The 14,640-nt window shown below is 40.8% G+C and carries 6 protein-coding genes; 5 read left to right on the top strand and 1 reads right to left on the bottom strand.

Features of this window, described 5'->3' with window-relative positions; translation table 11 throughout:
- The first annotated feature begins 109 nt into the window (after positions 1-109).
- The 5 genes from L6I86_RS22915 to L6I86_RS22895 all read left to right on the top strand — a co-directional run bounded on the left by L6I86_RS22915 (position 110) and on the right by L6I86_RS22895 (position 13,335).
- A complete protein-coding gene (locus L6I86_RS22915; protein ID WP_236290756.1) occupies positions 110-7,078 on the top strand; it encodes a GH32 C-terminal domain-containing protein in 6,969 nt (2,322 codons plus the stop codon).
- Positions 7,079-7,629: 551 nt separating this feature from the next.
- Entirely contained in the window at positions 7,630-8,628 is a 999-nt protein-coding gene (locus tag L6I86_RS22910; RefSeq protein WP_236290755.1) for a substrate-binding domain-containing protein, read from the top strand.
- A 101-nt stretch (positions 8,629-8,729) separates the two neighbouring features.
- Positions 8,730-10,286, top strand: a complete 1,557-nt coding sequence (locus tag L6I86_RS22905) for a sugar ABC transporter ATP-binding protein (RefSeq protein ID WP_236290754.1) — start codon at positions 8,730-8,732, stop codon at positions 10,284-10,286.
- A 50-nt stretch (positions 10,287-10,336) separates the two neighbouring features.
- Positions 10,337-11,260, top strand: a complete 924-nt coding sequence (locus L6I86_RS22900) for an ABC transporter permease (protein WP_236290753.1) — start codon at positions 10,337-10,339, stop codon at positions 11,258-11,260.
- A gap of 17 nt (positions 11,261-11,277) precedes the next feature.
- The gene (locus L6I86_RS22895; RefSeq protein WP_236290752.1) at positions 11,278-13,335 is read left to right on the top strand and encodes a methyl-accepting chemotaxis protein; all 2,058 of its coding nucleotides are present in this window, start codon (positions 11,278-11,280) and stop codon (positions 13,333-13,335) included.
- Positions 13,336-13,477: 142 nt separating this feature from the next.
- Here L6I86_RS22895 and L6I86_RS22890 read toward each other — a convergent pair whose 3' ends face one another.
- A complete protein-coding gene (locus L6I86_RS22890; protein ID WP_236290751.1) occupies positions 13,478-14,359 on the bottom strand; it encodes an AraC family transcriptional regulator in 882 nt (293 codons plus the stop codon).
- Positions 14,360-14,640: the final 281 nt, after the last annotated feature.

The following is a 14,640-nucleotide window of genomic DNA, read 5'->3' as shown; positions in this document are numbered from 1 at the left end:
ACTTGCAAGAGAATTCTCTATTATTTTTAGTTTTTATCGAATGTATGATGAAGACGAGGAAAAAACAAATATCTACTCATTTAGGGGTTTTATGAAAGGGGTTACAGAAATGGCGATTAGCGCCCGAAAGTTAAAAAGTAATGTTGCGTTAGGTTTAGCTAGTTTTATGTTATTTTCTAATGTTGTTGCTTTTAGTGGAATATCAACAGCCGCGAATGCTTTACAACATCCTGTCACAATTGCAAATCCTGATTTTGAAGCTGGCGATCTATCAGGTTGGATGACAACCGGGAATGCATTTAGCGATCTGCCCTCATCTATACAGCATTTTTGGGGAGACCATCCTTTTAAACAGAACGAGACTTATCATGTATGGGGATGGAATCCGGAAGCAATAGATCCAAGCGATAGCAGCAAAAACATCTCAGATTCAAGAACAGGTACGTTGAGATCGAGTACGTTCAGGCTCTCCGGGAATGGTGAGGTTAACTTCTTGGTTGGCGGAGGCAATGACATCGACAATTTGTATGTCTCTCTCGTTCGCGCTTCTGATCATACAATCTTGTTTAAAAGCGCTGGGTTCGCATTGCCGGATCAATATGAAAGATATGTGCGAGTGAATTGGCAAGCTCAAGATTACATAGGGGAAGATCTCTATATTGAAGTTGTGGACAATAGCACAAGTCAGCACATTAATGTGGACGATTTTCATGTATATAATGTAACGAATAGTATTGACAATCCAAGCTTCGAAACGGGAGACTTGCGTGGTTGGAACGCTAAGGGCGATGCTTTTTCAGTCTCAAACGCGGTAACTTATGGTGAGGATCAAACCTCTTATTATCAAAAAGGAAAGTACTTTGTATCGGGCTTGAACGGTGATGCCGGAAGCGCAGAAGCGAAGTCAGGTTCTCTGCAGTCTTCCTCCTTCAAGCTAGAAGGAACAGGCGAAGTAAACTTTCTTATCGGCGGAACGAATGATCTGGATCATACCTATGTTGCTCTAGTCAGAGAGTCTGACGATACAGAATTATATAGAGCAACCGGTTCTTCTCTTGGTGATGGTCTTGAATCCATGAAAAGAGTGATTTGGGATGCTTCCGCTCATCTTGGCGAAGTAGTCTACTTGAAAGCTGTTGATCTGGGTCAAGGACACATCAATGTTGATGATTTCCGTGTATATAATACAATTCATAACGTTGTAAACCCTGACTTCGAAACGGGCGACTTAACAGGATGGACCGTTGTTTCTGGAGAAGTACCCGGTCAAGTTTCGCCAACTGTAAATTATTGGCATGAAAATCCAATTAATAAGACAGGTCAGTTCCATTTTTGGGGCGATGATATGAAGCAAGGATCTATCAAATCCAGTATGTTTGTCCTAGGTGGAACTGGCGAGATTAATTTCATGATGGGAGGCGGAAATCTCGATACGCAGTATATTGCTTTAATGCGTGCTTCTGACAATACGGAACTGATGAGAGCAAATAATACACAATTTGCAGATTCGGAGGCGTATGCAAGAGTGACTTGGGATGCGTCGGCTCACCTAGGCGAGCAAGTCTACCTAATGCTTGTGGACCAGATAGCAGCAGGCGGATGGCAGCACGTGAATCTTGACGATATCCATGTTTATAATCTGCCACATGACATTGTGAATCCTGACTTCGAAACGGGAGACTTGACGGGTTGGACTGTTACGAGCGCTGAGGCACCTGGTCGAGTCACTTCAGAAGTAAATTACTGGCATCCTGACCCGATAAATAAAGTCGGTGAGTACCACTTCTGGGGTGATGATTGGAAGGAAGGCACTATCCAATCAAGCACGTTTGTGCTTGGCGGTAATGGTGAAATTAATTTCATGCTAGGCGGAGGTAATTTCCCCCAAACGGAGTATGTTGCGCTTGTTCGTGCTTCTGATGGGAAAGAACTGATCAAATCCACGCATACTGCACATGCAGGTTCGGAGGGGTATGATCGGGTTGTGTGGGATGCTTCTGCATTTACAGGTGAGGAAGTATATCTGAAAGTAGTGGATAGCGTGCCTGGCGGCGGGTGGCAGCATGTTAACCTTGACGATATTCATGTATTCAACAACGATCCGACTGATATCTTGAATCCAAGTTTTGAAACAGGGACTTTAGAGGGCTGGCAAGCTGCTGGTGATGCTTTTACAGGAACCGTTTCCGCTGAGACAATGTCGGGTGAAGACCCAATCAACCCAATAGGCAATTACTATATCCAAGGCTTAGCTGGCGCTGGTTCGGGTAATGCGGATGCAAAAACAGGCTCTCTCCAATCGTCAGTCTTTAAACTTGGCGGCAACGGTGAAATTAACTTTATGTTAAGCGGTAATCATGATCCGAGTAACCTATATGTTGCGTTAGTAAACGCGGAAGACAATTCAATCCTATACAGTGAGACACCGGCAAATGGTGAGTTAAACCCTGAATCTCTTCGACGGATCGTTTGGGATGCCAAAGCCTACTTAGGGCAAAAGGTGTTTTTGAAAGTGATGGACAATAGCCTAATAGGACATTTGAATGTCGACGATTTCCATGTTCGCAACACAGGTTCTCCTTCTTATATGATGAATAATGAAGATTTTGAAAAAGGAGATTTATCTGGATGGACAGTAGGTGGCGACGCTTTTTCAGTTTCTGATCAGGACACTGATTCTTCGGGAATTGCCTACGGGCAACAGCGCAATTATCATGTTGTTGGACATAACGAAGCGACAGGCACTTTAACATCCAGCACATTCAGGCTGGCAGGGACAGGGACTGTTAATTTTAAAATTAGCGGAGATATAGATGTTGACCATCTTTATGTGTCATTAGTTCGAGCATCTGACAATAAAGAATTGTTTAGAGCAGCAGCTCACAACTCTAACAGCTATCAAACCGTTATTTGGGACGCTTCGAAATTTATAAACGAAGAGCTTTATTTCTCGATTGTCGACAATGTGGCGACAGGTCATCTCAATGTCGATGATTTCAACTATTATGTGTCTCATGAAGTTATGAATGGCGATTTTGAAAGCGGAGACCTACGTGGTTGGAAGGTCGTTGAGGGTAACGCATTCGATAATACGATTACTACGCAGGATAAATTCTGGGGAACAAAGCCATTTAAGCACAGTGGACTGTATCATCTCTGGGGGTTTCAAGGCGGTGGAGACGGTAGAAAGGGAATTATGGAATCCAGCCATTTCATCGCTTTGGGCGATAAGAATATCCCTACATCGGGAAGATTAACTTTCCTGATGGGCGGTGGTTCGGATATTGACAACTTATATGTTGCGCTTGTAAGGGATCGAACAGGCGAGATTCTTTACACGTCTACAGGTATGAGTGATGAGCAATATTCAGAACATGTTTTTGACGCTACCCCGTATGCAGGGGAAGAACTCTATTTCCGGATTGTGGACCAAACAACTGCCGGATTTGGACATCTCAACCTGGATCGCTTTGTAACGGTGAATGCAGTTTCACAATTGGAAAACTCTGGTTTTGAAACTGGTGATTTGTCTGGGTGGACGCTGGAAGGTGAAGCATTCGCAGATTCTGTCTCAAATTTACTCGGGAATGGGAACTATGGAACGTATTATGTGAACGGGAATAAAGCGAGTAACCCTGCCTTGACAGGTACATTGTCATCCAAAGTATTCCAATTGACAGGGACTGGTATTCTGAGCTTCTTGGTCGCTGGAGGTAAGGATGCTGCTCAACTGCATGTAGCTCTAGTCAGAGCTTCTGATCATATGGAACTGTTTAGAGCCACGGGATCGGACTCAGACATATTTCAGGATGTTACATGGGATGCTTCAGCTTACCTGGGGGAAGAAGTATATTTTAAAGTTGTAGACAATAAAACTTCAGGGATTTTCGGATATATGAGTGTAGATGATTTTCAACTGAGTATTCCGCGTGAAAAATACTTAGAACAATACAGACCACAGTTCCATTTTACACCTGAGAAAAATTGGATGAATGATCCGAACGGTATGGTCTATTTTGATGGAGAGTACCATCTGTTTTTTCAGCATACTCCATTCTCCACATCTCCTGCCTTCGATAAGATGCATTGGGGGCATGCGGTAAGTAAAGATCTTACACATTGGGAAGAGCTTCCAGTAGCTTTGGCGCCTGATGAGCTCGGTGCTATTTTCTCTGGTGGTGCTGTATACGATGCGAATAACACATCTGGATTCTTTAATGAAGAAGGATCAGGTCTGGTAGCGTTCTATACTCAAAATGGGGCGAAACAGGTGCAGAGTATTGCTTACAGTAAGGATAAAGGCAGAACATGGATCAAATATGATGGAAATCCAGTCCTGTTGCCAGATGCTGCAGCGGATTTAAGGGAGCCGAAGGGCAATGCGCCGGATTTCAGGGATCCTAAAGTATTCTGGCATGAGGCCACTTCCAAATGGATAATGTTATTAGCGGTAGGACATCACATCGAGTTTTATTCATCGCCCAACTTAAAAGAATGGACTTATGAAAACTCATTTGGTTCTGACGGTCTTGGCTCACATTTTGGCATTTATGAATGTCCTGATTTGATCGAATTACCCGTCGATGGAGATCCAACCAAGAAGAAATGGGTTATGATCATTAGTACCGGCGATGGTAACGGAAACAGAAGAGATGTTGACCCAGAGCCTCCTGGCAAAGGATCAGGTATGATGTATTTTGTCGGCACGTTCGATGGCAAAACCTTTACACCTGATGAACGGCCAACTGCTGATCAATCCAATTGGATCGACTATGGTTCAGATTTCTATGCAGCAGTAACATGGAGCAATATTCGTGATGAGCTAGAAAGACCCGTATGGCTCGGCTGGATGAGTAACTGGAGATATGCGAGCAATACGCCTACAAGTACTTGGCGGGGTGCAATGAGCATTCCGCGTACGGTTGAGCTTAAGACGACAACGGATGGAATCCGTCTGATTCAGCAGCCGGTTCAGCAGTTGGAAGAATTAAGAAAGCCGGTTCTGCATTGGACCAATTTCCAAGTTGGGCAGGATAATAATGTGTTGCAAGCCGTATATGGAAGTACAATGGAAATTGTCGCGGAATTCGGTATTCAGGATGCGTCAGAATTTGGATTCAAAGTTCGTAAGTCCAACTCTCAGGAGACAGTGATCGGGTATGACACGTCAAGTCAAAAAGTGTTTGTGGACCGTACACATTCTGGAGGGCCTGATGTAAGTGATATTGTCCCTGTCCGACAAGAAGCTCCTCTTATTCCGGAAAATAACAAAATTAAACTTCATATCTTCGTAGATGAGGATACCCTTGAAGTGTTTGCAAACGATGGGAGAAAAGTTTTCACAGATCAAATATTCCCTGATTCGAACAGTAAGGGCCTCGAGCTTTATGCTGAAAATGGGGAAGTGAACGTCAACTCTTTAAGTATTTATCAACTTGACAGTATTTGGGCAGATAGGTCGATCAAGAAGCTTCAAATGGATAAAAGAAGCTACACACTTGAAACGAATAGTACCCTCTCAACCGTTGTATCGGCTCTTGTTTTAAGTCCAATGACTCAAACTGTAAGCCAAGCGGTATATGGCGGTGCCATTCCAGATACAAGCAACTCTGTAACGGGAATCGTGTATGGAGGTTTGCAGGGTATGCCATTAACGGTATATGGATATGGCGATCTGACAAGCAAACAAATTGTTACGGACCAAGCTGTCTTCAAAAGCTCTGATCCTTCTGTAGCCATTGTGACTGCTGCTGGCAAAGTGTACGGAAAGCGACCAGGTCAAACCTTGATTACAGCTGCGTATAAAGGACATGTGACAACAGCTTCTGTCACGGTTTTACAATCATATGAAACTCATTCAGACCCTACACCAGAAACCCCAGTAACTACAGGGGCGGGAACAACGCAAAACAATCAGGGCCGACTTGTTGTTCCGACTAGTTTAATTAATAAAATTGCTGTGGGTAAAGTTTCGAAAGAGACGTTGAGTAAAGCGTTGGATGCCGCAAGGGCTGACGCGAAAGGCACCAAAAAAATTACAATCGAATTGGACAAAGCGGATGATGTTAAAGGGTATAGCATCGAGATACCATCTGCGTTCATATCGAGTAATCATGCTAATCGACAATTTGAAATTCGTAGTCCAATAGGCACCATGACTTTATCGAGTCAGATGTTTACCGAAGGCGCGTTCAATGAGAATGACAACATTGTATTAAGTATGACCCTTGTTGATCGTGATGCAGCTGGTAACGGCAAACAATCAGAAATCGGAGCAAGACCAATTCTTGAATTAAGTGCCACTTTGAATGGTAAAGTTATTCCATGGCGTAATGCGGATGCTCCGGTACAGGTAGCTATCAAATACACGCCTACAGCAGAAGAAATGAACAATGCAGATCATTTAGTTGTCTGGTATCTGGATCCATCCGGCAGCATCGTGCCTGTTCCGAATGCCAAATTTAATAAAGCAACAGGTGAAATGATCTTTAAAACGATCCATTTCAGCTATTATGCAATTGCTTACGTGAATAAGTCCTTCGATGATCTTAATGATTATGCTTGGGCTAAAAAGCAGGTCGAACTCCTTGCATCCAAAGGCATTATTCAAGGCACAACAGAGACAGCATTTGCTCCGCAAGAGGATATTACAAGGGCAGACTTCATTCTGCTGCTTGTACGTGCACTTAAATTAACGGCCCAAGCGGATTCCAGCTTTGATGATGTTAACTCTGACGATTATTATTATGAAGCGGTCAGCATCGCCAAAAAGTTAGGCATTACCACTGGCATAGATGGGAGTCATTTTAACCCGAATGCTTCCATTACAAGGCAAGATATGATAGTTATGCTGAATAGAGCGATGGCTGCAGCGAAACGCGATACAGCCAAAGGTGCAAAATCGGATTTGACTGTATTCCAGGATAGTAATGATATTTCGTCATATGCCATTGACAGTGTTTCTTCTCTTGTGAAATCCCATATTATTGAAGGAAACAACGGGAAGATTCATCCACTCGATCATACGACGAGAGCTGAGACGGCTGTAGTCCTTTACCGATTATTGATACAGGAATAATCGCAGCCAAGACGAATGTGTTGGTGTGAAGAGAAGTAACAAGATAAAGCCCTACCCTGTCATAACAGGCTAGGGCTATTTTGTGTGCGCCCAGCATGTTCGCTATCTCTAGGGTTCAAGCCCCGAATAGCATAGGCAGTAGTAGCCATGCCTGATTCCACATCATGCTAAGTCTTTTATATCTGAATGAAGATAATAGAAAAATTTCAACAGTTTCAAGAAGATTTTCTATTATTTTTTGTATTCATCACAGGTATGATGAATACACAGAAAACAAACATCCACTCTTTTAAGGAGGTGAGATTTCTTTTAGGTAAGTGTTAGTGTCAATCATGCTTCAATTGGGGGATTTGGTTGTATCAAAAAAAAAGGAGTGAGAAAAGAACATGCTAAAGAGATTTACAATTGGCTACTTGTGTCGCTAAACGTGATAGACAATTGGACTCTAAAACATGTTCATAGAAAAACATTACACTTTAATTATCACATAGCTTCCTATTATTCGCCAAACTTATTTTTAAAAAATTATAATAATTCGGAGGAATTTGAAAATGAAAAACATGAAGATTTTCTTGTTACTATTTGTTGTATTTGCACTTTCGGCTTGTGGTAAAGCAGTAGAAACAAAACCCGCAGCAGCAACTGGGGCGCCAGCAGAAACAGCTAGCGCAACTAAAGCAGCAGAACCGGCACCAAAGAAAAAAGTAGTTATTGGTTTGACCGTACAAAACTTAAGCAATCCTTTCTTCGTAGCGATGTCTAAAGGTGCAGCTGAAGCTGCTAAGAAACACGGCGGTGAAGTAATCGCCGTTAGTGCAGAAGATAATTTGGCTACACAAACCGCTCAAATCGAAGATTTTATTACTAAAAAAGTAAGTATGATTATTCTAAGTTCCGTAGATACCAAAGGTATCGCAGCAGCAGTGGGTCAAGCTAAAGCAGCAGGTATCCCAATCATTTCTGTCGATACAATTTCTGAAGGTGGCGTTAATGCGAGTGTAACTTCCGATAACGTTCAAGCAGGACGTATTGCGGGTGAATATTTGGTTAAACGGTTGAATGGAAAAGGAAATATTGCCGTATTAGATGGACCGCCGGTGTCCGCTGTAACAGACCGCATTGCAGGATTTAATGAAGCTCTCAAAGCAGCTCCGGGAATTAAGATAGTTGCAAATCAAAATGGTAACGGTAATCGCGAAACATCGCTTGCTAAGATGGAGACCATTTTACAAGCAAACGGTAAAGGACAAATCGACGCTGTATTTGCTATTAATGATCCAACAGGTATTGGCGCCAAAATTGCTGCAGAGCAAGCCGGTCGCGACAAGGAAATGTTTATCGTTGGTGTGGATGGATCTCCTGATGCAGTGACAACACTGAAAGAAAACAAAAGCTATGTTGGAAGCTCGGCACAAAACCCATTTAATATGATTACAATTGCGGTTGAAACAGCATTTAAAGTTCTTGCTGGCGAAAAAGTGGAACCATTAATTAAACTTCCAACTGACTTCATTACGACAGAAAACGTAAAAGACTATAAAGGCTGGTAGTTTTATTCTTACGATGTGGTTACTCTCTACCTGAGTGCCACATCGTATTCATTCAATTGTCATTAAATGATATTCATTATTAAATTGGTTGGAGTGAGAACATGGAAGCTGTGCAAGCGGAAGTTGAAAAAAACATTTCCTCTGAATCATCGTCAATAGCGTTAAGCATGAGAGCGATCTCCAAGTCTTTCTCTGGGGTTACCGTTTTAAAAAACATAAATATCAACCTGCATAAAGGTGAAGTACATGCTTTAATGGGAGAGAATGGCGCCGGAAAGTCGACACTTATGAAGATTATGGCAGGGATACATCGTCCCGATAACGGCGAGATTAGGTATCGAGGCAAATCGATCACATGGCGTAATGCGATGGAAGCGCGTGAGAAAGGCATTAGTGTCATTCATCAAGAGCTTAATCTTTCTCCGAATATAACCATCGGTGAGAACGTATTGATGGGAACCAAATTTCCTAAAAACAAGTTCGGTATGGTGGACTGGAAGAAAGTTCACGAACGAGCCCATTTTCTATTAAAATCAATCGGATCTGACTTGGATCCAAGATCATATGTCTCAACCTTAAGTGTTGCCCAACAACAAATGGTAGAAATCGCGAGAGCCCTCTCTATAGAAGCAGAAGTTCTAGTGATGGATGAACCAACAGCTTCGTTAACCCACAAAGAAATAGATAAGCTGTTTATTATTATCAATGAACTAAAACAAAAAGGTGTTGCGATTGTATACATCTCACATCGTATGGATGAAATTTTTAAAATTTCTGATCGTTGTACCATTTTGCGTGATGGAGAGTGGATTACAACGATCCCTATCGCCGAAACCAATCCGGAGCATCTGGTTAAGACAATGGTTGGCCGTGAATTAACCGATTTATTTCAAAAACCGCCTTCACATACGAGCTGGATTAAAGATAAAACGCCGGTTTTAGAGGTTAAAGGTTTATCTGATAACAAAAATGTAAAGGATATTTCGCTAGAGGTGTATTCAGGAGAAATTGTTGGGATCTCAGGATTGGTAGGGGCAGGAAGAACAGAATTAGTCAGAGCGATCTTTGGTTTATCAGAAATATCAGCAGGTGAAATTCTGATTAACGGTCAATCTGTGAAAATATCTTCTCCAGAGGATGCCATGCGATATGGGATTGCCCATGTACCGGAAAGCCGTAAGGAACAGGGACTATTCCTAAATATGTCTGTCAAAGAAAATATTATGATGGCTGAAATGTTTAAATATCGAAAAGCAACGCTTTTAGATTGGTCGCAAATCAATAAAGAAGCTGATATGTATATTAAAGAATTAGGCATTAAAACGGCAAGTAAAGAACAAAAGGTAGTTAGCTTAAGCGGAGGAAATCAGCAAAAAGCGCTGCTTGCACGTTGGTTATCCATCCAGCCTAAAGTGCTTTTGTTAGATGAACCGACAAGAGGTGTCGACATTGGCGCCAAAACTGAAATTCATAAAGTTATTTGTAAATTAGCCAAAAACGGCCTTGCTGTGTTAGTCATTTCCTCTGAGCTGCCAGAAATATTAGCGCTGAGTGATCGTATACTTGTTATGCATGAGGGTAAATTACGTGCAAACCTTAGGCGCGAAGACGCGACGCAAGAGAAAATTATGTATTATGCAACGGGGGAGATCAAATGAGCGCTGGAATGGAAGCAATCATTAATAACAAACATAGTATTGGATTATCCATGAGAAAAATTTGGAATCAACTAGGCATGTTAATCGTGTTAGTTGCTATTTGTATTATACTCGCCATTTTTGCACCTAATTTCACGGATACGGGGAATATTCTCAATATATTAAAACAATCATCCGTTAACGGAATTCTTGCGGCGGGTATGACATTAGTTATTCTGACTGGCGGGATTGATTTATCTGTGGGATCTACGATCGCACTTTCGGGCGTTATTTCCGTCATGCTTTCCAAACAAGGAGTTAACCCTTTTATTTCCATGTTCGCTGGAATTGCGGTGGGATTTGCAGCAGGATGGATTAACGGCTTTCTGACTGCAAGAACCAAACTTCCATCCTTTATTGTTACATTAGGAAGTATGACTTATATAAGAGGTGCTGCTTTCGTAATTAGCGGGGGATTACCTACGATACTAGCTTCGGAACCGTTTAAGTTTATTGGATCAGGGAAGATACTATCGGTTCCAACCCCCATATACATTATGCTCAGTGTATATGTTGTAATGTTTATCGTACTTAAATACACGATGTTTGGCAGACATATTTATGCAATTGGGGGAAATGAAGAGGCAGCGAGATTAACAGGTATTAAGGTTGAAAAGACGTTAATTAATGTGTATGCCATTAGTGGTCTATGTGCGGGATTAGCTGGCGTAGTTCTAGCAGGCCGTTTAATTTCCGGTCAGCCGAATGCTGGAAGCATGGCCGAGCTTGATGCCATTGCTGCCGTTGTTCTGGGCGGCACGAGCCTAGCTGGGGGAATTGGTCGAATTCAAATGACGATTATTGGTGTGTTAATCTTGGGCGTAATTAGAAATGGATTGACACTTTTAAATGTTAGCTTCTTTTGGCAAACCGTTATTACAGGTGTTGTTATCGTACTTGCGGTGCTTTTGGATCGTCTCCGTAGCGATAAGTAAGAGGAAGGGCTGTTAATATGGTGAAATTTCGTTTTAAAAGCATACGTACCCGCACAATCGTCACGATTCTACCAATGTTAATTTTATCCATGTCTGCGTTGTCTGCGTTAAGTTACAGTTATTCTAAAAATATCATCAATGCAGAAATTCAAGATAAAATGGCATATCAATTAAACGCAACGATCAACAATATGCAAACCATATTAACAGCGCACAGTAAAATACCTGAAAGCTTAGCACGCACGATTGAACCTGTAGGAGATAAGATTGATAAAGGTAAGTATTTCCAGATTATTCAAGGTTTATTGTCCACAAACCCGGACACCTTTGGAGTTGGGATATGGTATGAGCCCTATCAATATAAAAATTATTTGCAATATTACAGTTCCTACGCCTACCGAGACAACGGTCGCATTTTATTTTCCAATGATTATGATACGAAAGAATATAATTATCCCGAAAAAGAGTGGTATCTGCTTGGTAAAAACACAAAGGAAACCATGGTTTGGACGGATCCGTTTTTTGATAAAACCTCCAATGCTATGATTTTAACAACAGCGGTTCCATTTTACACCAATAATAAATTTCAAGGCGTAGTTACAGCCAACATCAATTTGACCAGCCTGCAGCAGAAGATTTCAGACATTCATGTTGGAAAAAATGGATGGGCATTTTTGTTGGATCGTAATGGGAACTTTATTGCTAATAAAGATAACCAGAGCGTGGCGAATCATCAAATCAAGAATGATTCTAATGTAAGCTTGGCGCAAATTGGCCAAGAAATACTGGCGAATAATAATGGGAATGCCGTTTTTAGTGACGATAGGGGGCTCAATATCGTTTATTATCAGACGGTTCCAGATACATCATGGAAACTAGCCATCGTCATATCGCAGGAGGAGCTTTACCAGAAGCTAAACGATTATTTCATCATCTCGGTTATGATCATAATTGTATTGATATGTATTGTTGTCATGGTGATTTATTTCTACAGTTTATACATTACCAATAACATTAAGAAAGTAAATATTCTTGCTCAATCGATGTCAAGCGGGGATTTAACCCAGACTATACCTATAAAAACGGTCGATGAATTTGGCCAAATGGGCACAAATCTAAATACAATGGCATGTAACTTGAAGTCCATTTTATTGCAAGTATCTGAAAGCGCGAAAAGCGTATCTGAAACTTCTGTTCTTTTATCCGATAATGCGGAACAATCCGCGAAAGCAACAGAAGAAATTGCACAATCGATTCAAGAAGTAGCGGGTGGGACGCATACACAACTTTCATTAACCGATGAAGCTGTAGAAGAAACAAAAGTTATGTTTGTGAATATCAAGAAAATAACGCAACGAATTGAACTTGCAGGCCAATCAGCAAAGGAAGCGCTGCAAACGTCCATTGAAGGAAAAGCGGATATTGTGGAAGCAATAAATCAGATCAATTTGATTTCTCAAAACTCACTCGATTCGGTTGGAATAGTCCGACAGTTAGAAGATAAGTCCAGAAAGATCAATCAGATTATGACCTTACTTTCCACTATCGCCAAGCAAACGAAAATGCTTGCTTTAAATGCAGGTATTATTGCTGCCGAAGCAGGATCTAATGGTAAAACATTTTCGGTGATTTCTCGGGAAATTCGCCTTCTTGCTGAAAATTCAACGAAATCAAATAGTGAGATCGAAACATTAATTACAGAGATCCAGGAAGATATTTCGCAAGTAGTGAAAGCGATGGAACATGCAGATTCATCTATTCAAGAAGGGAAGCTGCTTACGACAAAGGCTGGAGATTCCTTCTCTACGATTCTTAACTTAGTCGATGGGGTATCTGGGCAAGCGGGCGAAATGACCAATGACATTATAATGATTCGAATGAATATGCAGAAAATGGTTGAAAACATGGAGGTAGTCTCTAATCTCTACGGAAGTTCAGCAAGTTCAACCAATCACATCTCGGCAACGACAGAGGAACAGACAGCGGCAATCCAAGAAGTTGCTTCTTATTCCAACGAATTAGCCCATATGGCTAAGGTCTTACAGCAATCTGTAGCTTCATTTAAACTCAAGTAATTTGTAAATCAGATGTGATTAAGCGATACATAGACTAATTGACTTTACGTATGATAGTAACATTAGGTGGTCTGCTTTCAGCTGATAGGCGATTTGGGGAAATCCCAGATCGCCTTTTTATCAATGCCGTGAGGCCATGTAATTATGAGCGAGATGTTTTCTTTTTCCGATAAAAAGAAGGATTAACGCCTTCTATTTTTTTGAACGCTTTACTGAAAGAATGAATATCCGGAAATCCCATAAGTTCCGCAATTCGTTTTAAAGGTTCATCAGTGAATTGGATCATCTCTCTTGCTTTTTCTATTCTCATTAATTGGTGATAGTGGATAGGACTCATTCCAAATGTTTGATTAAACAGGGTGATCAAATAGTACTTGCTGATTCCAGATATTTTGGCAAGTTCATCTAAAGTCACCCTTTGACCAATGTTATGCTTTAAGAAAATTCTGACTTGCTCCAACTCATTGATATTGGAAAATAAGTGAGGATTTCTATTCCAATAGTTTTCGCGCAATAATGCGGTGAATAATTGAATAAATAATCCCTTAATATTTAATTCATAAAATGGCAGCTTCATTTGAAATTCTCTTATTATTTCATTTTGTAATTTTTCTATAGCTAAATGATACCGCAACCGTATATGACTAGCTAGAGGAATAGTTAATCTGTCAATCTCGTCGCTTCGGAACCACTTCATTTCATCGTTTGTCATATTTTCTAATTTTTTAAAAGAAACTTTAACATCGGGACTATCTTCTTGATAGAACAAATCAAAATGCAAATGGGGTTGTCGGACTAAATCAGTTCCAATTTTACTAATCGAATGTCTTTGTTTGGGGCGAAAGAAAAATATGTCACCTGGTTCTCCAAAATAAACATCATCCTCTACAGTAACTTTTAATCTGCCTTCTTTGAGATAAAGGATTTCATAGTCAAATAATACCCTTTCCTCTAAAAACCAAGGAAATGAGACGTAGCTATCCATAGCAATTCGTAAATAAGGAGACAGATTGTGTAAGTTCATGTAGTAACCTCCAACCAAAATATTTGACAAATTAATCATAATTTAAGCCAACGACAATGTTTCATTATTAGTATATCATTGGTTTTGTGGAAAAGAAAACGTTTAACTGAGAAAAGAAAACGTTTTTCCGAGAAAAGAAAACGTTTTCTGAGAAAATCAAACGGTTTTCGAGAAACACAATTTTGGATAAACTTTTCTGTTTACTTGGGGGGGTTCCTGGGGATATTTGAGTGTATTGGAAAGCATAATGACAAAACAAATGAAATTGATGGAGGAACTTA

Origin of the sequence: Paenibacillus allorhizoplanae (assembly GCF_927798215.1) — a bacterium.
Lineage (GTDB): Bacteria > Bacillota > Bacilli > Paenibacillales > NBRC-103111 > Paenibacillus_E > Paenibacillus_E allorhizoplanae.
The sequence above is the reverse complement of the archived record's forward strand: the minus strand, read 5'-3'. Positions and strand labels throughout refer to the sequence as shown.